Below are 22,885 nucleotides of genomic sequence, written 5' to 3'. Positions count from 1 at the left end.
ACGTTATCCGGCGGGTCGGACGGGAAACGGCGGCCCAGGCAGCCCGACGCGCCGCGGCAGCCCTACAGCGGTGGGCCGACGAGGATCTCGGTGTCGTCGGGGCGGTAGGTGCGCCATCGGCCGCCGGGATCTCGCTGGACCCGGAAGCCGTGGTGGACCTTGGTGTGGTGCCGTTCGCAGAGAAGCGCTGAGTTCTGCAGCGAGGTCTCGCCGCCGTGCAGCCAGTGGATCAGGTGGTGGACGTCGCACCACCAGGACGGGGCACCGCAGCCGGCGAACACGCAGGACTTGTCGCGGCGTTCCACCGCCTTGCGCAACCCCGGGGTGACCACCCGGTGGTCCCTCCCGAGGTCGAGGGGAACCCCGTCGGGGCCCATCACGATCCGGGAGATGCTGCCGTCGCAGGCCAGGTAACGGGCCCGCGCCGCAGAGATCGTCGCCCCGAAGCCCATCTCCCCCGCACCGGCACCGGTCGCAGGGTCGACCAAGTCCTCCAGGTCGATGCCCACGACCACGTGCGGCTTCACCGTCCGCAGGACCGGCAGGTTGCCGGCCGCCAGCTGGTTGTCACACAACTGCACGAAGGCATCGCCGTTCTGCTGCGCGCGGGTCCGCTCATCACCCTTCGGGCGGTCGGCCTGCACGATCGACTCGATCGCCGCCTGCACCTTTTCCCCACCGACGGCATCCAGCTCCAACCGGCCGGTCACACTGCCATCGGCGTGCTTGACCATCGTGAACCGACGACCCTCGGTCGGGTCCGGCTCTGGCCCGTCGGGGTCCAGGGCGTTCTCGAAGGCCTGCACCGCGGCGACCAACGACTCGTGCGGTGACTCTGTGGCCACCAGCGCCCACATCTCGTCGAACGCGGCCAGGTCGATGCCTGCTCCGCCGCCTGGGCGACCTCGCGGGGGCCGATCTTCTCCGCCACCACGTTCACCTGCCCGGCGGTCACCACACCCTCGGCGAACCCGGCCGCCAGCGCCGGGAAGTGCTCCAACACCCGCCCGGACCGCACGACCCGCGACGCCTCCGTCTGCGACGACCGCGCGTGCCCGAGCAGCCACGACCGCATGCTCTTGAGCCCGTCGTACTCCGCAGCCTGAGTCGTCTCCGCGTGCCGCACCGTGCGGGTCAACTCCGCCGACGCACGGTTGACCAGCTGCACCAGCAACGTCGTCCGCTCCAACACAGCGCCATCCGTCAACCCATGCAGGTCCTCGGCCGCAAGGGCGTCCAGAGCCGACTGCAACTCGCTCACAAACACCTCCCGACCGGTTCGAACGTCTGTACTAATGCTACCGCCGCAAGCGCACTCTCACAACGCGAATCCCCAGCTCAGACGTCTGTCCACAGTCGTCTGAAACTCCTTGACAGCCCTCGCCGAGACGACACCATGGCCCCGTGCACCCCGACCTCGAGCGCGCTCTCCGGCCGGTCCTCGACGACCTCCGCGCCACGTCGGGGCCGCTCCCCCGCCGGGTCGATGCCGGCTGGCCCGGTGACAGCCAGGAGGACGACGGGCCGCCAACGGCCCGAGCGATGCTGTGGGGCCGCGCCGGCGGTCAGGGCGTCTTCGTGGAGCTCCGCCTCCCGCTGCCCCACCAGGTCGCCCAGGTGGCCGACGGCGTGCAGGACTGGGTCGTCGAGGAGCTGTGGGGGTGCGCTCCGACCAACTGGCCGCGCTGCCCGCTGCACCCCGACACCCACCCCCTCGAGGCGCGGGTGCGGGTCGCCGCCGCCTGGTGGACGTGCCCGCGTGACGACGTGCCGGTCAGCGAGGTCGGGCGCCTCCGCTGAGCCAGGCCGTCACTCGGGCAAGAGGTACTTCGCAGCCTCGCGGACGTGCGCCGTCGCCGTCCGGGCGTAGGCCTCGCTCGCCCCGGCCAGGCCGCAGGACGGCGTGAGCGTCACCGAGCCGGCCAACTCCTCGGCCGGGAACCCCAGCTCCCGCCACCAGGCCTGCACGCGGCTGGCGGTCGCCTTCGGCCGGCCCAGGTCGGTGTCGGTGCCGGGGACGACGCCGATGAACAGGTGGGTGCCTGCCTCGATGGCGGTGCCCACGGCGTCGAGGTCCTGCACCAGCCCCAGGTCGAAGGACAGCCCTTGCGCCCCGGCGGCCCGGAACAGGTCGAGCGGAGCACGCTGGGCACAGCAGTGCAGGACGACCGGCGCCGGCACCCGCTGGACGAGCCCGGTCAGCTGCTCCTCCACGACGTGGGACTCCACCGCCGACAGCTTCCCGAACCCGCTGACGGTGGGCAGTCCGCCCTGCAGCACGGCGGGCACCGACGGCTCGTCGAACTGGACGAGGACCGAGGCACCTGGCACCCGTGCGGAGACGGCGGCGACGTGGGCAGCGATGCCCTCGGCGAGGGACTGGGCCAGGTCCCGGCGCGCCCCCGGGTCCACCACGGCGCGGTCGCCGCGGGTGCGCTCCAGCCCGGCGGCCAGGGTCCACGGCCCGGCCACCTGGACCTTGAACGGCCCCACGTACCGCTCGGCCACCTCGTAGAGGGCGTCCAGGTCGCGGGCCATCGCCTCCTTGGCCCGGCGCAGGTCGGCACCGGGGCGGGCCACCAGCCGCCAGCCCGCCGGGGTGAGGTCGACGTAGAGGTCGACCAGCAGGGCGGCAGCGCGCCCGATCAGGTCCGAGCCGGGGCCGCGGCCGGGCAGCTCGGGGAGGTGCGGGAGGTCCGGCAGCTCACCGACGACCAGCCGCATCGCCTCGACCGGGTCGCTGCCGGGCAGCGACCCGATGCCGGTGGCCGGCCCCCAGACGGGCGGCGCCGGTCGTACGTCGTGGCCGGTGCCGGGCTCGCGGCCCGGCCCGGTGCTGTCGTCCGGGAGATCCGTCGCCGAGGTCACGTGCCGACCGTAGCCCGCCGTCCCGCCGGCGCCGGGGACGGTCAGCTCAGCACGGGCTCCGGTCGTTCACGGGCGCCCAGCACCGTGCCCTGGCCCAACACCAGGTCACCCCGCTCGGCGTCGGGGGCGTAGAGCACCGCCGACTGCCCAGGCGCGACCCCACGCTGCCGTTCGCCGAGCACCAGGCACAGCCCGCCGTCCTCGGCCAGGGAGACCTCGCAAGCGACCGGCACGGCGTGGGCGCGCAGCTGGACCTGCGCCCGGAACGGCAGGTCGGGCACCGGCCCGGTCCACGTGGGGGCGCCGGTGCGCACCTCGTCGACCTCCGCCTGCTCCGCGGTGCCGATGGTCACGGTGCGGCTGACCGGCTCGATCCCCAGCACGTACCGCGGGCGCTGGTCACCGGCGGTCACCCCCAGCCCGCGACGCTGGCCGATGGTGAAGCCGTGCGCACCGGCGTGCGTCCCGACGGTCTGGCCGGTGGCGGCGTCGACGACCGGACCGGGCTGCTCGCCCAGCCGGCGGGCGAGGAAGCCGCGGGTGTCGCCGTCGGAGATGAAGCAGATGTCGTGCGAGTCCGGCTTGGTGGCCACCGCGTAGCCGCGCTCGGCGGCCAGCTCCCGCACCCGGTCCTTCGTCATCGAACCGAGCGGGAAGACCGCGCCGGCCAGCTGCTCGGCGGTGAGCACGCCGAGCACGTAGGACTGGTCCTTCGCCGGGTCGACCGAGCGGCGCAGCTCCCCGCCGGCCAGCCGCGCGTGGTGACCGGTGACGACGGCGTCGAAGCCCAGTGCCCGGGCCCGGTCGAGGACCGCGGAGAACTTGATCTTCTCGTTGCAACGCAGGCACGGGTTCGGCGTCCGGCCGGCGGCGTACTCGGCGACGAAGTCGTCGATCACGTCCTCGCGGAACCGGTCGGCCAGGTCCCAGACATAGAAGGGGATGCCGAGGGAGTCGGCGACCCGCCGGGCGTCGTGTGAGTCCTCGACGCTGCAGCAGCCCCGGGCACCGCTGCGCAGCGTCTGCCGGTCCGGGGAGAGCGCCAGGTGCACCCCGGTGACGTCGTGCCCCGCCTCGACGGCCAGCGCAGCGGCGACCGCGGAGTCCACTCCCCCGCTCATGGCGGCGATCAGTCGCATCTCAGTGCCGCCCGGTCCCGGCGCGACGGGCCCGCTCCACGACCGGGCCGATCACCTCGAGCAACGCGTCGACGTCGGCGTCGGTCGAGGTGTGGCCCAGGCTGAACCGCAACGAGCTGCGGGCCCGGGCGGGGTCGGCGCCGGCGGCCAGCAGCACGTGGCTGGGCCGGGCGACGCCCGCACTGCACGCCGACCCGGTGGAGCACTCGATCCCCCGTGCGTCCAGCAGCATGAGCAGCGCGTCGCCCTCCGCGCCGGGGAACGACAGGTGGGCGTTCCCCGGGAGCCGCCCCGGACCACCGGCGACCACGTCGCCCGGCGGCGGGCCGTTGAGCTGGGCGTCGGGCACCTCGGCGACCACGCCGGCGACCAACCGGTCGCGCAGGGCGGCCACCCGGGCGGTGCGCTCGGCCCGGTCGGCGACGGTGGCGTGCGTGGCCGCGGCCAGCCCGACGATCGCGGCGACGTCCAGGGTGCCGGACCGGACGTCGCGCTCCTGCCCGCCGCCGTGCAGCAGCGGGGTGCACTCGGCGTCCCGGCGCAGCAACAGCGCGCCGGCTCCCATCGGACCGCCCACCTTGTGTCCCGTCATGGTCAGCGCGTCGACCCCGCTGGCGGCGAAGTCCAGGGGCAGCTGGCCGATCGCCTGCACCGCGTCGGTGTGCAGGGGAACCCCGACCTCGTGGGCCAGCGCGGCGAGCGCGGTCAGGTCACTGACGGCGCCGATCTCGTTGTTGGCCCACATGACCGTGGCCAGGGCGACGTCCCGCCCGTCGCCGAGGGCCTCGGCCAGCGCGCCGGCGGTGACCCGGCCGGTCGGCTCGACGCGCAGCCAGGTGACCTCGGCCCCCTCGTGCTTCTCCAGCCACTCGACGCTGTCCAGGACGGCGTGGTGCTCCGCCGGGCTGGCCACGATCCGCCGCCGGCCCTGGTCAGCCGTGCGGCGGGCCCAGTACAGCCCCTTGACGGCGAGGTTGTCGCCCTCCGTGCCACCGCCGGTGAACAGCACCTCCGACGGTCGCGCCCCCAGGGCGGCGGCCAGTCGCTCTCGCGACTCCTCGGCGACCCGCCGGGCCTCCCGGCCACTGGCGTGCAGGGACGAGGCGTTGCCGACCCGGGCCAGCTGTTCGGTCATCGCCGCGAGCGCGACCGGCAGCATCGGTGTCGTCGCCGCGTGGTCGAGGTAGGTCATGGCAGAGCCAGGGTATGCCTTGCCCGCCGGGGGCAACCCGATCGTGTCCGACAGGTGGAAGTCCACACCGCCTGCCCGCCTCCTCGTCCCTGTGGCCGCGACGTGCGTCGAGCGCCGACCCGGAGGCCGGCGCCCGACGCGACGTGGTCTTCCACCCTCCCGCAGCCCCACCGAGGGAGCGCGGGAGGGCACTCGGTGCTACTTGCGGGCGCTGATCTGCTCGGTGGCCGCCGGGACGACGGTGAACAGGTCGCCCACCACGCCGAAGTCGGCCAGCTCGAAGATCGGTGCCTCGGGGTCCTTGTTGACCGCGACGATCGTCTTCGAGGTCTGCATCCCGGCCCGGTGCTGGATCGCCCCGGAGATGCCCACCGCGATGTACAGCTGCGGCGAGACGGTCTTCCCGGTCTGCCCGACCTGGAACGAGTGCGGGTAGAAGCCGGAGTCGACGGCGGCGCGGGAGGCACCGACGGCGCCACCGAGGGAGTCGGCGAGCCCCTCGATCACGGAGAAGTTCTCGGCACTGGCCACCCCGCGACCGCCGGAGACGACGATCGCGGCCTCGGTGAGCTCCGGCCGGTTGGACTTCTGCTCCACGACCCGGTCGAGCACCCGGGTCTGCTTGGCAGCCTCGGAGACCGCGACCTGCACGGTCTCCTCGGTGCCGGCGGCCGGGGCCGGCTCGGGGGTGACCGAGTTGCCGCGCAGGGTGTAGATCGGCGTGCCGACGGTGACCTGTGAGTGCACGATCGTCGCCCCGGCGAACGCCACCTGGGTGGCGGTGCCGTCGGCGGCGATCTCGGTGACGTCGGTCAGGAAGCCGCTGCCGGTCTTGATGGCCAGCCGGCCGGCGATCTCCTTGCCCTCCGGGGAGGAGGGGATGACGACCGCGGCCGGCGACTTCTCGGCGACCAGCTGCGCCAGCACCTCGGCCTTGGGGGCCACCAGGTAGGCGTCGACGTCGTCGGACTCGGCGACGTAGACCTTCGCCGCGCCGTACTCGGCCAGCACGTCCTTGAGGCCCGCGGCGGTGCCGGGGGCGCCGATGACGACGGCGGCGGGCTCACCGAGCACACGCGCGGCGGTCAGCGCCTCCAGCGTCGACTTGCGGGGCCCACCGTCGGCGGGGTTCAGCTCGGCAAGGACCAGGACCTCTGCCATGTCTGTTCTCTCCTCAGCTCTGAGTCGCGCGCCGGTCAGACGATCTTCTGGGCGGCCAGGTAGCCGACCAGCTTGTCGGCACCGTCGCCCTCGTCGGCGACCTTCACGCCCTCGCCCTTGGGCGGGCGGCCGGCGAAGTCGACGACCTTGCTGGTGGCGGTCGCCAGGCCCACGGTCGACGCGTCGATGCCCAGGTCGGCGAGGGTCTTCGTCTCGACCGGCTTCTTCTTGGCGGCCATGATCCCCTTGAAGGAGGGGTAGCGCGGCTCGTTGATCGTGTCCCAGGTGGAGACGATCGCCGGCAGCGGCGCCTCGACCTCCCAGTAGCCGCCGTCGGTCTGCCGCTCGATCTTGGCCATCGAGCCCTCGATCGTCAGCTTGCGGGCGCCGGACAGCTGCGGGATGCCCAGCCGCTCCGACAGCAGCGCCGGCATCACCGAGACCTGCCCGTCGGTGGACTCGGCGCCGCACAGCACCAGGTCGTACTCCAGCTGCGACAGCGCAGCGGCGATGACGGCGCTGGTCTGCACGGCGCAGGAGCCGTGGATCGCCGGGTCGCTGACGTGCACGGCCCTGTCCGCGCCCATCGACAGGGCCTTGCGGATGGCATCGGTGGCGGTGTCGGGGCCGACGGTCAGGACGGTGACCTCACCGCCCTGCGCCTCCTTGACGGTGAGCGCCTCCTCGATGGCGTACTCGTCCATCTCGTTGATCACGTTGTCGGCGGTGGCCCGCGCGACGGTGTTGTCCGACGGGTCCAGCTTCCGCTCGCTGCCGGAGTCGGGGACCTGCTTGACCAGAACGACGATGTTCATCGTCAGACCAACCTCCGCGGTGGTTCGGGTGGGCGCGGGCGAAGCCCGCCTCGTGCCGATCATCGAGGCTACTTGCGGGTAACACCCGGCGCGCAGGGAGGGGCCGGGCGACCTGGCTCACTCCGCGGCGGTCCACTCCCCCGTGCGGGCGAAGTGCTCGAGGACGGCGGTGTGCGGGACCAGGTCGAGCCCCTGGGCCGCCACCCAGGCGTCGTCGTAGTACGTGCAGGCGTAGCGCTCCCCGCCGTCGCACAGCAGCGTGACGACGCTGCCGGTGCGGCCGGCGGCGAGCATCTCGGCGATGAGCCCGAAGGCCCCCCACAGGTTGGTGCCGGTGGACCCACCGGCCCGGCGCCCGGTCACCTGCCTCAGGTGCCGCATGGCGGCCAGCGAGGCGGCGTCGGGCACGCAGACCATCCGGTCGACGATGGTCGGGACGAAGGAGGGCTCGACCCGCGGGCGGCCGATGCCCTCGATCCGCGAACCACGACCGACGGTGGCCGGGTCGGCGTCCCGCCAGCCGGGGAAGAACGCCGAGCCCTCCGGGTCGACGACGGCCAGCCGGGTGGGCAGCCGGCGGTACCGGACGTACCGGCCGATCGTGGCACTGGTGCCGCCGGTACCGGCGCCGACGACGACCCACTCCGGCACCGGGTGCCGTTCCCGGCTCAGCTGATCGAAGACCGACTCGGCGATGTTGTTGTTCCCGCGCCAGTCGGTGGCCCGCTCGGCGTTGGTGAACTGGTCGAGGTAGTGCCCGCCCGTCTCGGCGGCGATCCGGCGCGCCTCGTCGTAGACGGTGCCCGCATCGGCCACCAGGTGGCAGCGGCCGCCGTGGAACTCGATCAGGGCGATCTTCTCCTCGCTCGTCGTCGCCGGCATCACCGCCACGAAGGGCAGGCCGAGCATCCGGGCGAAGTACGCCTCGCTGACCGCCGTCGACCCGCTGGAGGCCTCCACCACGGTGCTGCCCTCGTGCAGCTGCCCCGAGCACAGCGCGTAGAGGAACAGCGAGCGCGCCAGCCGGTGCTTGAGGCTGCCGGTGGGATGGGTCGACTCGTCCTTCAGGTACAGGTCGACGCCCCACTCGGGCGGCAGCGGGTAGACCAGCAGGTGGGTGTCGGCGGACCGGTGCGCGTCGGCGTCGACCAGCGCGACGGCCCGGTCGACCCAGGCCCGCCCGCCGGGGTCGGAGCGGTCGAGGTCGGTGGGGCGCACGGCGGTCACCCGGGCATGCTCCCGCACCGACGACGCCGGCACCCCGAGGTGGTCAGCGACCGGTGAAGGTGGCCTTGCCGGGACCGTGCTCCAGGAACGAGCGCATCCCGGTCGCCTGGTCCTCGGTGTCGAACAGCTCGGCGAACAGCCGGCTCTCCAGCTCCAGCCCGGCGGCCAGGGTGCCGTCCAGCCCCTCGTCGATGGCCCGCTTCGCGGCGGCGAGCGCCAGCGGCGGTCCCTCGGCGAACTTGCGGGCCATCGCCACTGCGGTCGCGTGGACCTCGTCGTCGGGGACGACGGCGTCGGCCAGCCCCATCTCCAGGGCCTCCTCGGCGCCCACGTGCCGGCCGGTGAACACCAGGTCCTTGGCCTTGGCCGGGCCGACCAGCCGGGCCAGCCGCTGGGTGCCACCGGCACCGGGGATGACGCCCAGCTGGATCTCCGGCTGCCCCACCTTCGCGCCCCGGCCCATGATCCGGAAGTCCGCGCACAGCGCCAGCTCGTAGCCGCCGCCGAGGGCGTAACCGGTGATGGCGGCGATCACCGGCTTCGGGATGCGGGCGACCGTGGCGAACGAGGAGGTCAGCTCCCGGCCCCACGCCACCATGCTCGCGCCGGTCAGCTGCGACATGGCCTTGATGTCGGCCCCGGCGGCGAACACCCGCTCGCCGCCGTAGAGGACGACGGCCCGCACGTCGGCGCGCTCACCGGCCTCCAGCGCCGCAGCCCGCACCTCCCGGTGCAGCTGCTCGTCGATCGCGTTCATCTTCGGCCGGTCGAGCCGGATGGTGCCGACGCCGTCCTCGACCTGGAGGGTGACGAACTCGGGCGCTGCCATGCGGGCCTCCGTGTGCGGCGGGACGTCGGTGTCCGTGATCGGTGCTGGGTCAGACCCTAGGTGGCGCGGCGGGCGCTGAACCGCCCGTTCTCGCGCTGCACGTCCAGCGGCAGGCCGAACGCCTCCGACAGCAGCGGTGCGGTCAGCACGTCCTCGACCGGGCCGGAGCCGACGACCTCACCGCCGCGCAGCAGCAGCGCGTGGGTGTAGCCCGGCGGGATCTCCTCGACGTGGTGGGTCACCAGCACCTGCGCCGGCGCGTGCTCGTCGCGGGCCAGGTCCGACAGCCGGGTGACCAGGTCCTCCCGGCCGCCCAGGTCCAGCCCGGCGCCGGGCTCGTCGAGCAGCAGCAGCTCCGGGTCGGTCATCAGCGCACGGGCGATCTGGGTGCGCTTGCGCTCACCCTCCGACAGCGTGCCGAAGGGCCGGTGCGCCATCCGGGCCACGCCCCACTGCTGCATGAGCAGCGCCGCCCGGGTCAGGTCGTGCACGCCGTAGCGCTCCCGCCACCGGCCGACGACGGCGTACCCGGCGCTGACCACCACGTCACCGACCCGCTCGCCCGGTTCGATCCGCTGCGCCAGCGCCGCGCTGGTCAGCCCGATCCGGGTGCGCAGCTCGAAGACGTCGACCGCGCCGAGGGTCTCGCCGAGGATCCCCACCTCCCCACGGGTGGGGTGCAGCTGTGCGCCGGCCAGCTGCAGCAGCGTCGTCTTCCCCGCCCCGTTGGGGCCCAGGAGCACCCAGCGCTCGTCGGGTCGGACCGTCCAGTCGACCGCGCGCAGCAGGTGCGCCTGGCCCCGGACGACGTCCACTCCGCGGATCTCGACGACCGGCTCAGTCCACACACCTGCCATCCAACCAACCCGCCGCGCGTCGCGGTCACCGGGCTCGGGGCCGTCGTCGGGCACGATGCCGGGGTGACCGCGTGGACGAGTGACCGACCGGTGGAGGTGTGGCCCGGCTCGCCGGCGCCGCTGGGCGCCCACTGGGACGGCACGGGGACCAACTTCGCCCTGTGGTCGGCCGGCGCGTCGGCGGTCGACCTGTGCCTCTTCGACCCCGACGGCACCGAGCACCGGCAACGGCTGCGGGAGACCACCCACCAGGTGTGGCACGGCCGGCTGCCGGGCGTGGGCCCCGGGCAGCGCTACGGGTACCGGGTGCACGGCCCGCACGACCCCTCCTCCGGGGCCCGGTACAACCCGGCGAAGCTGCTGCTGGACCCCTACGCCCGCGCCGTGGACGGCGAGCTCGTGCTCGACGACGCGCTCTTCGGCTGGTCGGCGCACGACCCCTCCACCGCCGACCCCACCGACTCGGCGCCGTTCGTGCCCCGCGGGGTGGTTATCCACGACTCGTTCCCGTGGGACGGCGACCGGGTGCTGCGCACCCCGTGGACCGACACGGTCATCTACGAGGTGCACGTCAAGAGCGCCACGATGACCCACCCCGACGTCCCCCCGGCCCTGCGTGGCACCTACGCCGGCCTGGCCCACCCGGCGTTCGTCGAGCACCTGGTGTCCCTGGGTGTGACCGCGGTCGAACTGCTGCCGGTGCACCACTTCGTCAGCGAGCCGCACCTGCTCCGCCGCGGGCTGACCAACCACTGGGGCTACAACACGCTGGGCTACTTCGCCCCGCACGCGGCGTACAGCTCGGCCGGCACCGGCGGTGAGCAGGTCACCGAGTTCAAGGCGATGGTCAAGGCGATGCACGCCGCGGGCATCGAGGTGATCCTCGACGTCGTCTACAACCACACCGCCGAGGGCGACCACATCGGCCCGACGCTGTCCCTCAAGGGCATCGACAACGGCGGCTACTACCGGCTCGACGGCGAGGACCGCTCCCGCTACACCGACTACACCGGCTGCGGGAACACCCTGGACGTGCGCCGGCCGGCCGTGCTGGGCCTGCTGATGGACTCGCTGCGCTACTGGGTCACCGAGATGCACGTCGACGGCTTCCGCTTCGACCTGGCCTCCGCCCTGGCGCGCTCGATGCACGACGTCGACCGGCTGTCGGCGTTCTTCGACGTGGTGCACCAGGACCCGGTGGTGAGCACGGTGAAGCTGATCGCCGAGCCGTGGGACGTCGGCGAGGGCGGCTACCAGGTGGGCAACTTCCCGCCGCCGTGGACGGAGTGGAACGGCAAGTACCGGGACACCGTGCGGGACGTCTGGTCCGGCGCGCGCGTGGGGGTGCGCGACCTGGCGTACCGGCTCACCGGGTCGTCCGACCTCTACCGCTCCGACGGCCGCCGCCCGTTCGCCTCGGTCAACTTCGTGACCGCCCACGACGGCTTCACCCTGGCCGACCTGGTCAGCTACGAGCACAAGCAGAACGAGGCCAACGGCGAGGAGAACCGGGACGGCGAGAGCCACAACCGGAACTGGAACTGCGGCGTCGAGGGCCCGACCGACGACCCGGCGGTGCGCGAGCTGCGGGCTCGGCAGGTGCGCAACCACCTGGCCACCCTGCTGCTGTCCACCGGCGTGCCGATGCTGACCGCCGGCGACGAGCTGGGGCGCACCCAGGGCGGGAACAACAACGCCTACTGCCAGGACAACGAGGTGTCCTGGCTCGACTGGGGCGCGATCGACCCGGACCTGTGGAGCTTCGTGGCCACCCTGGTCGGGCTGCGCCGCCAGTCCCCGGTGCTCCGGCAGGAGGCGTTCTTCGAGGGCACCGAGATCGCCGGGACCGGCGGCACCCGGGACCTGGCCTGGTTCGCCCCGGGCGGGCACCAGCTCACCAGCAGCGACTGGTTCGACACGGGTCTGCAGACCCTCGGGATGTACCTCGACGGCCGCGGCATGCGGCACCGCGACCAGCGGGGGCGCCCGGTCATCGACGACTCGTGGCTGATCTGGTTCCACGCCGGCGCCGACCCGGTCGACGTCGTCCTCCCCGGTCCGCCGTGGGGGGACGGCTACGAGCTCGTGCTGGCCACCGAGTACCCGACCGGCACTCCCTCGCAGCCGACCGCGCTGCCTCCGGGCCCGGCGCAGCTGCCGGGCCACTCCGTCTGGGCGATGCGGGTGGTCCGGACCGCGTCACCGTCGGCGCACACGCCCGCCTGAGCCAGGCTCAGACCGGTCCGGGCGCCCCGGCCGCCACGGCGGTGGCCAGCGCGTCCCGGGGCGGGTGTGCCAGCAGGTCGGGCAGGTCGCTGCCGGTACCGGCGAGCAGACCGGCGGCCACCGTGGAGTAGATCGACATCAGCATCGCCGGCTGGAACGGCAGCAGGGGCAGCCCTGCCAGCGCCGAGCGCTGCGCCCCCAGCGTGATCGGCCGGTGCTCTGCGCCCCAGGCCCGAGCCAGCTGGGCTGCGGTGAACGCCGTGGTGCCGGCCAGCTCGTAGACGCGGCCGACGTGGGCGTCGGGGTCGGTCGCGACGTCGGCCGCGACCCGGACGGCGACGTCGGCCAGGTCCTGCCGGGCGACCGCGGCGAGTGCACCGGTGCCGAACGGGGCGGTGACCACGCCGTCCTGCGGGGCGGCCAGCTGCCCGAACAGCTCGGCGTAGAGGCCGTTGCGCAGCACCGTCCAGCGCAGCCCGCTGCGTGCCAGCCGCCGTTCGGTCCAGCGGTGGGCCAGGGCGAACCCCAGATGGTCCCCCGCCCCGGTCAGGCTGGTGTAGACGACGTGCCCGACGCCCTGGCGCTCGGCGGCGGTGAGCACCCGGTCGTGCCGGGCGAGGACGACGTCGTCCTCGGCGTACCCGGCCGACACCAGCACCAGGACCCCGACGCCGGTGAGGTCCAGCGTCGCCGGGTCGTCCAGGTCGAGGAGCCGGCCGGCGGCGCCGAACGCGCCAGGGGTGCGGCTGCCGGCGAGCGCCGGGAGCCCCGCGGCGACCAGCCCGGCGTGGACGCGGGAGCCGAGCTGACCGGACGCGCCGGTGACGAGCAGCATGGGGACTTCTTCCTCGAGGGGGACGATCACGACCGACGTGATCGTCGACGGCCCACCGGGGCCGGACAAGGAGGCACTCCCATGTCAGCAGGGCACACCGGGGGAACCGACCTGCTCGACCCCTGTGGTTCTCCCACCCACCCGGACTGCGGGATCCGCGACGTCCTGGACCGGGTCGGCGACACCTGGTCGGTGCTGGTCGTCGCCGAGCTCTCCGCCGGCACCCGGCGCTTCACCGAGCTGCAGCGGGCGGTCGTGGGCATCTCCCAGCGGATGCTCACGCTGACGGTGCGGCGGCTGGAGCGCGACGGGCTGGTGGCCCGCACCGTCTACCCGACCGTGCCCGCCACGGTCACCTACGAGCTGACCGGGCGCGGCCGCGAGCTCAGCGGCCTGGTGCGGGTGCTCGCGGACTGGTCGGCGACCAATCGGGAGGCGATCACCCGCTCACGGGCGGAGTGGGACGCCGCCAACCCGGGGTCCGACGTCCGCTGACCGGCGACGAGCCGGCCTCCCTGCGGCCCCCGCGGGGGCCGCAGGTCACTCGGCGGCCTGCTCGAAGGTGATGACGGTCCAGCCGAGCAGCAGCCGGTCGCCGTCGGCGAGCGGGTGCGGCACACCGGGCTCCAGCTGCGTCCACTCGGTGGCCTCAGGTCCGGCGACGTGGGTGCCGTTGAGCGAACCGAGGTCGGTCAGGGAGACCTCCCGGCCGGCGCGCTGGATGGCGGCGTGGGCCGAGGAGAGGACGTTCTGGGTGTCGGCGATCGGGACCGGCCGGGCGTTGCCGGTGGTCACCAGGTCGTGGCCGTCCGGACGGCGACCGAGCACCAGGTCCTCGTCGACGGTGACGACCAGGCCGTCGTCGAAGCGCAGCACCGGCGCGGCCGGCGGCTCGGGCCGCCAGAAGGCCGTCTGCTCCCCGCCCTGGCCGACCGGGGCACTGGCGATCCGGCCGGAGCTGCCGAAGCCGGCGTCGGAGGCCGCGGTGAAGGACTCCCCGGTGGGCAGCGAGGTGGCCGGCGGGACGGCGACGGACGGCGACGCGGCCGCCGCGAGCTGCAGCAGCGCGCCGGAACCGGGCACCGTGCCCTCGACGAGGTCCAGCGCGACCCCCGGGGGCATCGCCGCGGCGGGCTGGCCGGGGCCGACGTAGAGGGTCTGCCCGAGCGCGAACCCGGAGGCGAGCGTGCAGCCGTCGACCGCGGAACCGGAGACCGGGACGCCGTCCACGGCCGGCTGGCCCTTGCCCGACCAGAGCGCGACGCCGGCCCCGGTGCCCCCGGAGGTGTCGGCGAGCACGAGGGCGAAGGACGCCGGCCCGTCGGCGAGCCGGGACACCTGGGCGGCGACCGCGCCGAGCACGCGTTCGACCCCGGGGCCGGCGACCCCCAGACAGGCGTGCAGGGCCGCCACCAGCGCCGGCGACCCGGGGGCGTCGACCCACAGCAGGCCACCGCCACGGCGGGCTACGACAGAGTCTCCGGGGAGGACCTCACAGCGGTCGGGCATGACGGCCAGCCTAATGACCGGACCGGGATCCCGTGACCCACGGGCGCGTGGCACGCCGCCAGCTCGGTCCATCGCGCCCGACGCGCCCCAGTGGCCCCGACCGTCCCACCCGGATGGACACCGACCGGGGGCAGATGACCAGCGCGCTCAGGCGTTGACGACGACGCCGAGCTCCGCCGGCACCACCAGGTGCGCCGAGTGCGGGAGCACCCGCACGGTGTACCCGAAGGCGCCGGTGCGCTCCAGCGGCACGGTGCCGGTGAACCAGTGCCGCGAGCCGTCCGCGCTCTCGTGCCGCAGCGCCAGCGTGGTCACCTCGTGCAGTCCGTCGGCGTCGTCGACCCGGCCGTAGGCCGCCTCGACCAGGACGTCGGACGGCGCGAGCCCGGGCAGCTCGACCTCGGCCCGCAGGTCGATGCCCCCACCGATCTCCGGGGTCTCGCCCACCCCGGTGGCCTCCACGTGGGCCACCCGGACACCGGACCAGTGCTCCAGCAGCTTCGCCCGCCAGGCCGCCTCGGCACGGGCCGCCTCGTACCCGCCGGCGGCCATCGAGCGGGCCGCGCCGGCGGCCGGCACGTAGAGCCGCTGCACGTAGTCCCGCACCATCCGGGTGGCCAGCACCTTCGGTCCGGTCTCCCGCAGCGTGTCCCGCACCATCTCCACCCAGCGGGTGGGCAGGCCGTCGCCGTCGACCTCGTAGAAGCGCGGCACCACCTGCCGGTGGAGGAGGTCGTAGATGGCCTGCGCCTCGACGTCGTCCCGCCGCTCCGGGTCCTCGACGCCGTCGGCGGTCGGGATCGCCCAGCCGTTCTGGCCGTCGAACCACTCGTCCCACCACCCGTCGCGGATGGAGAGGTTGAGCCCGCCGTTGAGCGCCGACTTCATCCCCGAGGTACCGCAGGCCTCCAGCGGCCGCAGCGGGTTGTTCAGCCAGACGTCGCACCCCCAGTAGAGGTAGCGGGCCATGCCGATGTCGTAGTTGGGCAGGAAGGCGATCCGGTGCCGGATCTCCGGGTCGTCGGCGAACTTCACCATCTGCTGGATCAGCTGCTTGCCGCCGTCGTCGGCCGGGTGGCTCTTGCCGGCGATGACCAGCTGGACCGGCCGCTCCTCGTCCAGCAGGAGCGCCTTGAGCCGATCGGGGTCGCGGAGCATCAGCGTGAGCCGCTTGTAGGAGGGCACCCGCCGGGCGAAGCCGATGGTCAGCACGTCGGGGTCGAACGCGGTCTCGGTCCAGTCGAGCTCGGCCTCGGCCGCCCCGCGGGACAGCGCCGTGGCCCGCACCCGCCGGCGCACCTCCTCGACCAGCCGGCCCCGCAGCAGCCGGCGGGTGCGCCACAGCTCCGCGGCGGGGATCCGGTCGACGCCGTCGAAGTGCACCTCGCCGTCCACCTCGAGCGGATCGCCCTGGCTGGTGGTCTGGGTGCCGAGCTCCACCAGCTCGCGCGCGGTCCAGGTCGGGGCGTGCACCCCGTTGGTGATCGACCCGATCGGGACGTCGTCGGGGTCGAAGCCCGGCCACAGCGGACCGAACATGTCCCGGCTGACGTGCCCGTGCAGCTGGCTGACCCCGTTGGCCCGCTGGCCCAGCCGCAGCCCCATGTGCGCCATGTTGAAGGTGCCTGGGTCCGGTTCCTGACCCAGCGTCAGCAGCTGGTCGACCGGGACGCCGAAGCCGGCGAAGTAGCGCTCGATCAGCGACTTGGGGAACCGGTCGATGCCCGCGGGGACCGGGGTGTGGGTGGTGAAGACCGTGCCCCCGCGGACGGCCTGCAGCGCCTCGGTGAAGGACAGGCCGTGGGACTCGGTGAGCTCGCGGATCCGCTCGACGCCCTGGAAGCCGGCGTGTCCCTCGTTGGCGTGGAAGACCTCCGGCGGCGGGGTGCCGGTCAGCGAGCAGAAGGCCCGCAGGGCACGCACCCCACCGATGCCCAGCAGCATCTCCTGGCGGAGCCGGTGGTCCTCACCGCCGCCGTAGAGCCGGTCGGTGACCCCGCGCTCGGCCGGGCTGTTCTCCTCGATGTCGCTGTCGAGCAGCAGCAACGACACCCGGCCGACCTGGGCCCGGTAGACGTGGGCGTACAGCGTGCGCCCTTCGGGCAGCGGCACGGCGATCACCACGGCGTTGCGGTCGGCGTCGCGCACGAGCTTCAGCGGCAGACCGTGCGGGTCCAGCGCCGGGTAGTGCTCCAGCTGCCAGCCGTCGGCGGACAGGCCCTGGGAGAAGTAGCCCGACCGGTACAGCAGGCCGACGCCGATCAGCGGGACGCCGAGGTCGGAGGCGGCCTTGAGGTGGTCCCCGGCCAGGATGCCCAGCCCGCCGGAGTACTGCGGCAGCACCTCGGTGATGCCGAACTCGGCGGAGAAGTAGGCGATCGTCGCCGGCGCCTCGGCGCCCAGGGACTGGTACCAGTGCGGGGCGTCGAGGTACTCGCGGAGGTCGGCGGCGACGGTCGTCAGCTGCTCCAGGAAGCCCGGGTCGTCGGCGAGTGCGGCCAACCGCTCGGCGCTGACCTCCCCGAGGACCCTGACCGGGTCGCCACCACAGCTGGCCCAGAGGTCGGGGTCCAGCGCCTCGAAGAGGTCGCGGGTCTCCGGGTGCCAGGACCAGCGCAGGTTGGTGACCAGCTGGGACAGCGGCATCAGTGCCTCGGGGAGGGAGGCGCGGACGGTGAGTCTGCGGAGGGCTCGCACCCTCATGACCCTAGCGTGACGACGCTCACGCACAGTGGGCGACGGCGCCGGACCCAGACCCGCCCGGGACCACTCCGACCCCACCCTCCACTCCCCCTCCCGGTTGAGCCCGTCCCCCGCCGACGTGTGCGCAGCTGATGATCTGGATAGCGTTGCCCCGATGACTGGCCGCGCTGACCTCCGCCTCGGCATCTCTGATGTCGCCCCCGTCGTGTCCTGCGGGTCGTTCTCGACCCGCGCCGTGGTCGGTGAACACCTGCCGATCACTGCCACCGTCTTCCGCGAGGGCCACGACGCCGTGGCCGCCGACGTCGTCTTCACGCCCCCGGGCGAGGAGCCGTCGGCGGCGTCGCTGCTCCGGATGACGAAGTTCGGCCCCGAACCCGACCGCTGGACCGCCACGGTCGTCCCCGACCGCGAGGGGCTGTGGACGTACCAGGTCGAGGCCTGGGACGACCCGCTGAGCACCTGGCACCACGACGTCGAGGTCAAGGTCGAGGCCGGCCAGGGCCCCGAGGAGCTCGCCAACGACCTGGAGTCCGGCGCCCGGCTGCTCGAGGAGGTGGCCGGCACCGCACCCGAGGAGCACCGCGAGGCGCTCACCGGCGCCGCCGCCGCGCTGCGCGACGAGTCGCTGGAGCTGACCGCCCGGATCGCCCCCGCCTTCTCCCCCGCCCTGCAGCAGGTGCTGCACGACCACCCGGTGCGCCGGCTGGTCACCGGGTCGCAGCGGTACGAGCTGTGGGTCGACCGCTCCCGGGCCCTCTACGGCTCCTGGTACGAGCTCTTCCCCCGTTCGGAGGGCCCGGTCGTCGGTGGCAGCCCGACGCACGGCACGTTCGCCCAGGCCGCCGAGCGGCTGCCGGCGATCGCCGAGATGGGCTTCGACGTGGTCTACCTGCCGCCGATCCACCCGATCGGCAAGGTCAACCGCAAGGGCAAGAACAACACCCTGGTGGCGCAGCCCGACGACGTCGGCTCACCGTGGGCCATCGGCAGTGACGAGGGCGGCCACGACGCCGTCCACCCGCAGCTGGGCACCCTCGACGACTTCAAGGCCTTCGTCGGCCGCACCCGCGAGCTGGGCATGGAGGTCGCCCTGGACCTCGCGCTGCAGGCGGCGCCGGACCACCCCTGGGTGACGTCGCACCCCGAGTGGTTCACCACCAAGCCCGACGGCACGATCGCCTACGCGGAGAACCCGCCGAAGAAGTACCAGGACATCTACCCGATCAACTTCGACAACGACCCCGAGGGCATCTACGCCGAGGTGCTGCGGGTCGTGCGGCACTGGATGGACGCCGGGGTCAGGGTGTTCCGGGTGGACAACCCGCACACCAAGCCGCTGAACTTCTGGCACTGGCTGATCTGGGAGGTCAAGCGGACCGATCCGGACGTGCTCTTCCTCGCCGAGGCGTTCACCCGGCCGGCGATGATGCACCAGCTGGCGCGGATCGGCTTCACCCAGAGCTACACGTACTTCACCTGGCGCACCGAGCGCTGGGAGCTGGAGGAGTACGGCCGGGAGCTGGCCGAGAACGCGCACTACATGCGGCCGAACTTCTTCGTGAACACCCCGGACATCCTGCACGAGAGCCTGCAGGTGGGCGGCCCGCCGATGTTCAAGATCCGCGCGGTGCTGGCCTCGATGATGAGCCCGACCTGGGGCGTCTACTCCGGGTACGAGCTGTTCGAGCACGTCGGCCTGCGTCCGGGCAGCGAGGAGTACCTGGACACCGAGAAGTTCCAGCTGCGACCGCGCGACTGGGCCGCCGCGGACTCCTCCGGACGATCCCTGGCGCCCTACCTGCGCCAGCTGAACGAGATCCGGCGCGCACACCCGGCCCTCCAGCAGCTCCGCACCCTGCGGTTCCACGCGATCGACAACCCGAACGTGCTGTGCTTCTCCAAGACCGACCCAGGGTCCGACGACTGCGTGCTCGTGGTGGTGTCGCTCAACAGCACCTACACCCAGATCGGCACGACCGCGCTGGACATGCCGGCGCTGGGCCTGGACTGGTCGGACCGCTTCTCGGTCACCGACGACATCACCGGGGCGCACTACGACTGGGGCCAGGCCAACTACGTCGAGCTGGACCCCTACCGGGAGCCCGCGCACGTCTTCACCGTCCACCGCAGCCTGTCCACCGCACCGTCGCCGCAGTGAAGAAGGGCCTGCCTGCCCCCCACCGCTCGCCACTTCGCGGCGGGCCCCTGCAGGCAGGCCGCACCCCGCCAGCGCAGCTCAACCTCTAGGACTCCCCCTCATGACCCTCCCCGTCCCCGCACAGTCGACCCCCGGAACGGGCGAGCAGTCGGCCAACCAGTCAGCGCTGCCGCCCCCGGGGAGCGACCCCGAGTGGTTCAAGCGCGCCGTGTTCTACGAGGTGCTCGTCCGCGGCTTCGCCGACAGCAACGCCGACGGCATCGGCGACCTGCGCGGCATGCTGGGCAAGCTCGACTACCTGCAGTGGCTCGGCGTCGACTGCCTCTGGCTGCCCCCGTTCTTCGCCTCTCCGCTGCGCGACGGCGGTTACGACGTCAGCGACTACACCGCGGTGCTCCCCGAGTTCGGTGACATCGAGGACTTCAAGGAGCTGATCGGCGCCTCCCACTCGAGGGGGATGCGGATGATCATCGACTTCGTCATGAACCACACCTCGGACCAGCACCCCTGGTTCCAGGCCAGTCGCAGCGACCCCGACGGGCCCTACGGCGACTTCTACGTCTGGGCCGACGACGACACCGGCTACGCCGACGCCCGGATCATCTTCGTGGACACCGAGAGCTCGAACTGGACCTTCGACCCGGTCCGCAAGCAGTACTTCTGGCACCGGTTCTTCAGCCACCAGCCCGACCTGAACTTCGAGAACCCGAAGGTGCAGGAGGCGATCATCGACGCCCTGCGCTTCTGGCTGGACCTGGGCATCGACGGCTTCCGGCTCGACGCCGTCCCCTACCTGTTCGAGGAGGAGGGGACCAACTGCGAGAACCTCCCTCGCACCCACGAGTTCCTCAAGAAGGTGCGGAAGATCGTCGACGCCGAGTACCCCGACCGGGTGCTGCTGTGCGAGGCGAACCAGTGGCCGGCCGACGTCGTCGAGTACTTCGGCGAGAACGGCGACGAGTGCCAGATGGCCTTCCACTTCCCGGTCATGCCACGCCTGTTCATGGCCGTCCGCCGGGAGCAGCGCTTCCCGATCTCGGAGATCATGGCGCAGACGCCGGACATCCCGGACAACTGCCAGTGGGGCGTCTTCCTGCGCAACCACGACGAGCTGACCCTGGAGATGGTCACCGACGAGGAGCGCGACTACATGTGGGGGGAGTACGCCAAGGACCCCCGGATGAAGGCCAACATCGGCATCCGTCGGCGGCTGGCGCCCCTGCTCGACAACGACATCGACACCCTCGAGCTCTTCACCGCCCTGCTGCTGTCCCTGCCGGGCTCGCCGGTCATGTACTACGGCGACGAGATCGGCATGGGCGACAACATCTGGCTCGGTGACCGGGACGGCGTCCGGACCCCGATGCAGTGGACCCCGGACCGCAACGGCGGGTTCTCCACCGCCGACCCGCAGCGGATGCACCTGCCGCTGGTGGCCGACCCGGAGTACGGCTTCCAGGTCACCAACGTCGAGGCCCAGCTGCGCAACTCGAACTCGATGCTGAACTGGATCCGCACGATGATCGCGGTGCGCAAGCAGCACCCGACCTTCGGCGTCGGCGGCTACACCGAGATCGGCTCGCGGAACCCGACGGTCCTGTCCTTCGTGCGCGAGTTCGGGGACGACGTGGTGCTCTGCGTCAACAACCTGTCCCGGTTCCCGCAGCCGGTGGAGCTCGACCTCCGCCGTTTCGAGGGCTACACCCCGGTCGAGCTGACCGGGCGGGTGCAGTTCCCGCAGATCGGCGTCCTGCCCTACATGCTCACGCTCGGCGGGCACGGCTTCTACTGGTTCGAGCTCTCCAAGCCCGCCGCCCCGGCGGTCGAGGAGGAGGAGGAGGACTGGGAGACCACCGCCAGCAGCAGCGTGGCGCAGTCGCTGCTCGAGGCCGGGGTGGTCGGCCCCGCCGACAGCTCCTCCGGCAGCGGCGGCCTCGGCGCCGAGGCCCCCACGAACCCGACCCACGGAGAGTCCTGATGAGCGCTCTGACCGACATGCTGGCCGACTGGATGCCCGGTCAGCGCTGGTTCGGCGGCAAGGGCCGCGAGTGGGCGGGGGTGACCGAGGAGGGCTTCTTCCTGGACCAGTCCGACCCGGCGCTCTCGGTGCACCGCGTCCGGGTCGAGTACACCGACGGGGCCAGTGACACCTACCTGGTGCCGCTGTCCTGGCGCAGCGCGCCGGCCGAGGAGCTCGCCGGCGCCTTCGTCGGCGCGGTCTCCGGTTCCCAGGGCGAGAACTACGCCTACGACGCCATGCGGGACCGGGACGCGACCGTGCCGTGGCTGACCCACCTGGTCGCGGCCTCCACCGTCGGGCCCATGCGCTTCCACCCGGCCGGCGTCGCCTACATCCCCGAGGGGCTGCCCGGGGACGTGATCTCCACCGAGCAGAGCAACACCTCGCTGGTCTACGGCGAGAGCGCGATCCTCAAGCTGTTCCGCCGGCTCGAGCCGGGGCTCAACCCCGACGTGGAGATCCACGACGCGCTGCGGCAGGCGGAGAACCAGCACATCGCCGGGCTGCTCGGGTACATCGAGATCGACGACCCGAACGGGCTGGAGCCGGCCACCGTCGCCATGCTCCAGACCTTCCTGCCCAACGCCAGCGACGGGTGGCGGCTGGCCACCTCCAGCGTCCGCGACCTGTACGCCGAGGCCGACCTGCACGCCGACGAGGTCGGCGGCGACTTCGCCGGGGAGAGCGAGCGGCTGGGCGAGGCAACCGCCTCGGTGCACGCCGACCTGGCCAGCGTGCTCCCCACCGAACCGGCCGACCGAGACTGGTACGCCGCCGTCGCCGGGCAGATGTCCGCCCGGCTGGAGGCGGCCCTGGCCATCGTCCCCGACCTCGCCGAGCACGCCGACGCACTGCGCAGCCTGTACGCCGCGGTCGCCGGGACGACCGAGCAGGTGGTGCGCCAGCGGGTGCACGGCGATCTCCACCTGGGCCAGGTGCTGCGGACCACCACGGGCTGGATCGTGCTGGACTTCGAGGGTGAGCCGGCCCGCCCGCTGGCCGAGCGGCGGGAACTGGACACCCCGCTGCGCGACGTCGCGGGGATGCTGCGTTCCTTCGACTACGCCGCCCGGCACATGCTGGTCGAGCAGCCCGACGACCCGCAGCGGGTCTACCGGGCGCACGAGTGGGCCGAGCGCAACCGGCGCGCCTTCTGCGAGGGCTACTCCGCCGCCGGCGGCCTCACCCTCTCCAGCGACTCCGCGCTGCTGCGGGCCTTCGAGGCCGACAAGGCGGTGTACGAGTGTGTGTACGAGGCGCGCAACCGACCGCACTGGCTGATGATCCCGCTCAGCTCGCTGTCCCGGCTGACGGCCGGCCGATGACGACCCCCGGCCGGACGA

Annotated in this window: 17 protein-coding genes and 1 pseudogene; 6 read left to right on the top strand and 12 right to left on the bottom strand. The window is 73.0% G+C overall.

Annotation, left to right across the window (positions count from 1 at the left end; translation table 11 throughout):
- Positions 1-62 precede the first annotated feature (62 nt).
- Positions 63-1,261: pseudogene (locus tag O2W18_RS16495) on the bottom strand (DUF222 domain-containing protein).
- A 143-nt stretch (positions 1,262-1,404) separates the two neighbouring features.
- On the opposite strand from O2W18_RS16495, the gene O2W18_RS16490 reads away from it, so the two are divergent.
- A complete protein-coding gene (locus O2W18_RS16490) occupies positions 1,405-1,800 on the top strand; it encodes a hypothetical protein (protein ID WP_269188535.1) in 396 nt (131 codons plus the stop codon).
- Positions 1,801-1,809: 9 nt separating this feature from the next.
- On the opposite strand, the gene O2W18_RS16485 is transcribed toward O2W18_RS16490, so the two are convergent.
- The 8 genes from O2W18_RS16485 to O2W18_RS16450 form a co-directional block, all read right to left on the bottom strand.
- Positions 1,810-2,868 (bottom strand): methionine synthase, encoded by a 1,059-nt coding sequence (locus O2W18_RS16485; RefSeq protein WP_269188534.1) that lies wholly within the window; start codon positions 2,866-2,868, stop codon positions 1,810-1,812.
- Positions 2,869-2,909: 41 nt separating this feature from the next.
- On the bottom strand, positions 2,910-4,007 hold the full coding sequence (gene mnmA / locus O2W18_RS16480; RefSeq protein WP_269188533.1) for a tRNA 2-thiouridine(34) synthase MnmA: 1,098 nt from the start codon (positions 4,005-4,007) through the stop codon (positions 2,910-2,912).
- A 1-nt stretch (position 4,008) separates the two neighbouring features.
- Positions 4,009-5,199: a cysteine desulfurase family protein gene (locus O2W18_RS16475; protein WP_269188532.1), complete on the bottom strand. Its 1,191-nt coding sequence runs from the start codon at positions 5,197-5,199 to the stop codon at positions 4,009-4,011.
- Positions 5,200-5,397: 198 nt separating this feature from the next.
- Positions 5,398-6,360, bottom strand: coding sequence for an electron transfer flavoprotein subunit alpha/FixB family protein (locus O2W18_RS16470; RefSeq protein ID WP_269188531.1), 963 nt, complete (start codon positions 6,358-6,360; stop codon positions 5,398-5,400).
- Positions 6,361-6,395: 35 nt separating this feature from the next.
- The gene (locus tag O2W18_RS16465) at positions 6,396-7,175 is read right to left on the bottom strand and encodes an electron transfer flavoprotein subunit beta/FixA family protein (protein WP_269188530.1); all 780 of its coding nucleotides are present in this window, start codon (positions 7,173-7,175) and stop codon (positions 6,396-6,398) included.
- Between the two features lie 117 nt (positions 7,176-7,292).
- A complete protein-coding gene (locus O2W18_RS16460; protein ID WP_269188529.1) occupies positions 7,293-8,402 on the bottom strand; it encodes a PLP-dependent cysteine synthase family protein in 1,110 nt (369 codons plus the stop codon).
- 43 nt (positions 8,403-8,445) lie between these two features.
- Positions 8,446-9,231 (bottom strand): enoyl-CoA hydratase/isomerase family protein, encoded by a 786-nt coding sequence (locus tag O2W18_RS16455; protein WP_269188528.1) that lies wholly within the window; start codon positions 9,229-9,231, stop codon positions 8,446-8,448.
- A gap of 56 nt (positions 9,232-9,287) precedes the next feature.
- The gene (locus O2W18_RS16450) at positions 9,288-10,088 is read right to left on the bottom strand and encodes an ABC transporter ATP-binding protein (protein WP_269170863.1); all 801 of its coding nucleotides are present in this window, start codon (positions 10,086-10,088) and stop codon (positions 9,288-9,290) included.
- A 63-nt stretch (positions 10,089-10,151) separates the two neighbouring features.
- Here O2W18_RS16450 and glgX point away from each other — a divergent pair, with 63 nt between their 5' ends.
- Positions 10,152-12,314 carry a glycogen debranching protein GlgX gene (gene glgX / locus O2W18_RS16445; protein WP_269188527.1) on the top strand — a complete coding sequence of 721 codons (2,163 nt, stop codon included), beginning with the start codon at positions 10,152-10,154 and terminating at the stop codon, positions 12,312-12,314.
- Between the two features lie 7 nt (positions 12,315-12,321).
- On the opposite strand, the gene O2W18_RS16440 is transcribed toward glgX, so the two are convergent.
- On the bottom strand, positions 12,322-13,149 hold the full coding sequence (locus O2W18_RS16440; protein WP_269188526.1) for an NAD(P)H-binding protein: 828 nt from the start codon (positions 13,147-13,149) through the stop codon (positions 12,322-12,324).
- An 81-nt stretch (positions 13,150-13,230) separates the two neighbouring features.
- Between O2W18_RS16440 and O2W18_RS16435 the strand changes: the two genes are divergently transcribed.
- Positions 13,231-13,644, top strand: a complete 414-nt coding sequence (locus O2W18_RS16435) for a winged helix-turn-helix transcriptional regulator (RefSeq protein ID WP_269188525.1) — start codon at positions 13,231-13,233, stop codon at positions 13,642-13,644.
- Positions 13,645-13,689: 45 nt separating this feature from the next.
- Here O2W18_RS16435 and O2W18_RS16430 read toward each other — a convergent pair whose 3' ends face one another.
- Both O2W18_RS16430 and glgP read right to left on the bottom strand, forming a co-directional pair.
- Positions 13,690-14,658, bottom strand: a complete 969-nt coding sequence (locus O2W18_RS16430) for an FHA domain-containing protein (RefSeq protein ID WP_269188524.1) — start codon at positions 14,656-14,658, stop codon at positions 13,690-13,692.
- Between the two features lie 147 nt (positions 14,659-14,805).
- Positions 14,806-17,361 (bottom strand): alpha-glucan family phosphorylase, encoded by a 2,556-nt coding sequence (glgP, locus tag O2W18_RS16425; RefSeq protein ID WP_269188523.1) that lies wholly within the window; start codon positions 17,359-17,361, stop codon positions 14,806-14,808.
- 154 nt (positions 17,362-17,515) lie between these two features.
- Between glgP and O2W18_RS16420 the strand changes: the two genes are divergently transcribed.
- The 3 genes from O2W18_RS16420 to O2W18_RS16410 all read left to right on the top strand — a co-directional run bounded on the left by O2W18_RS16420 (position 17,516) and on the right by O2W18_RS16410 (position 22,867).
- Positions 17,516-19,522 carry an alpha-1,4-glucan--maltose-1-phosphate maltosyltransferase gene (locus O2W18_RS16420; RefSeq protein ID WP_269188522.1) on the top strand — a complete coding sequence of 669 codons (2,007 nt, stop codon included), beginning with the start codon at positions 17,516-17,518 and terminating at the stop codon, positions 19,520-19,522.
- 100 nt (positions 19,523-19,622) lie between these two features.
- Positions 19,623-21,500 carry a maltose alpha-D-glucosyltransferase gene (treS, locus tag O2W18_RS16415; protein ID WP_269188521.1) on the top strand — a complete coding sequence of 626 codons (1,878 nt, stop codon included), beginning with the start codon at positions 19,623-19,625 and terminating at the stop codon, positions 21,498-21,500.
- Positions 21,500-22,867: a maltokinase N-terminal cap-like domain-containing protein gene (locus tag O2W18_RS16410; protein WP_269188520.1), complete on the top strand. Its 1,368-nt coding sequence runs from the start codon at positions 21,500-21,502 to the stop codon at positions 22,865-22,867. The genes treS and O2W18_RS16410 overlap by 1 nt, the downstream gene beginning before the upstream one ends.
- The last annotated feature ends 18 nt before the right edge of the window (positions 22,868-22,885 follow it).

This window comes from Modestobacter sp. VKM Ac-2983 (genome assembly GCF_026967885.1).
Lineage (GTDB): Bacteria > Actinomycetota > Actinomycetes > Mycobacteriales > Geodermatophilaceae > Modestobacter.
Note: the sequence above shows the minus strand (reverse complement) of the source record. Positions and strands in the feature narration are given on the sequence as shown.

Excerpts from the sequence above, each read along its gene's own strand:
- glgP (WP_269188523.1), bottom strand. The coding sequence starts at position 17,361 with ATGAGGGTGCGAGCCCTCCGCAGACTCACCGTCCGCGCCTCCCTCCCC.
- O2W18_RS16450 (WP_269170863.1), bottom strand. The coding sequence starts at position 10,088 with ATGGCAGGTGTGTGGACTGAGCCGGTCGTCGAGATCCGCGGAGTGGAC.
- O2W18_RS16475 (WP_269188532.1), bottom strand. The coding sequence starts at position 5,199 with ATGACCTACCTCGACCACGCGGCGACGACACCGATGCTGCCGGTCGCG.
- O2W18_RS16455 (WP_269188528.1), bottom strand. The coding sequence starts at position 9,231 with ATGGCAGCGCCCGAGTTCGTCACCCTCCAGGTCGAGGACGGCGTCGGC.
- treS (WP_269188521.1), top strand. The coding sequence starts at position 19,623 with ATGACCCTCCCCGTCCCCGCACAGTCGACCCCCGGAACGGGCGAGCAG.
- O2W18_RS16470 (WP_269188531.1), bottom strand. The coding sequence starts at position 6,360 with ATGGCAGAGGTCCTGGTCCTTGCCGAGCTGAACCCCGCCGACGGTGGG.
- O2W18_RS16440 (WP_269188526.1), bottom strand. The coding sequence starts at position 13,149 with ATGCTGCTCGTCACCGGCGCGTCCGGTCAGCTCGGCTCCCGCGTCCAC.
- O2W18_RS16410 (WP_269188520.1), top strand. The coding sequence starts at position 21,500 with ATGAGCGCTCTGACCGACATGCTGGCCGACTGGATGCCCGGTCAGCGC.
- mnmA (WP_269188533.1), bottom strand. The coding sequence starts at position 4,007 with ATGCGACTGATCGCCGCCATGAGCGGGGGAGTGGACTCCGCGGTCGCC.
- O2W18_RS16420 (WP_269188522.1), top strand. The coding sequence starts at position 17,516 with ATGACTGGCCGCGCTGACCTCCGCCTCGGCATCTCTGATGTCGCCCCC.
- O2W18_RS16465 (WP_269188530.1), bottom strand. The coding sequence starts at position 7,175 with ATGAACATCGTCGTTCTGGTCAAGCAGGTCCCCGACTCCGGCAGCGAG.
- O2W18_RS16430 (WP_269188524.1), bottom strand. The coding sequence starts at position 14,658 with ATGCCCGACCGCTGTGAGGTCCTCCCCGGAGACTCTGTCGTAGCCCGC.
- O2W18_RS16435 (WP_269188525.1), top strand. The coding sequence starts at position 13,231 with ATGTCAGCAGGGCACACCGGGGGAACCGACCTGCTCGACCCCTGTGGT.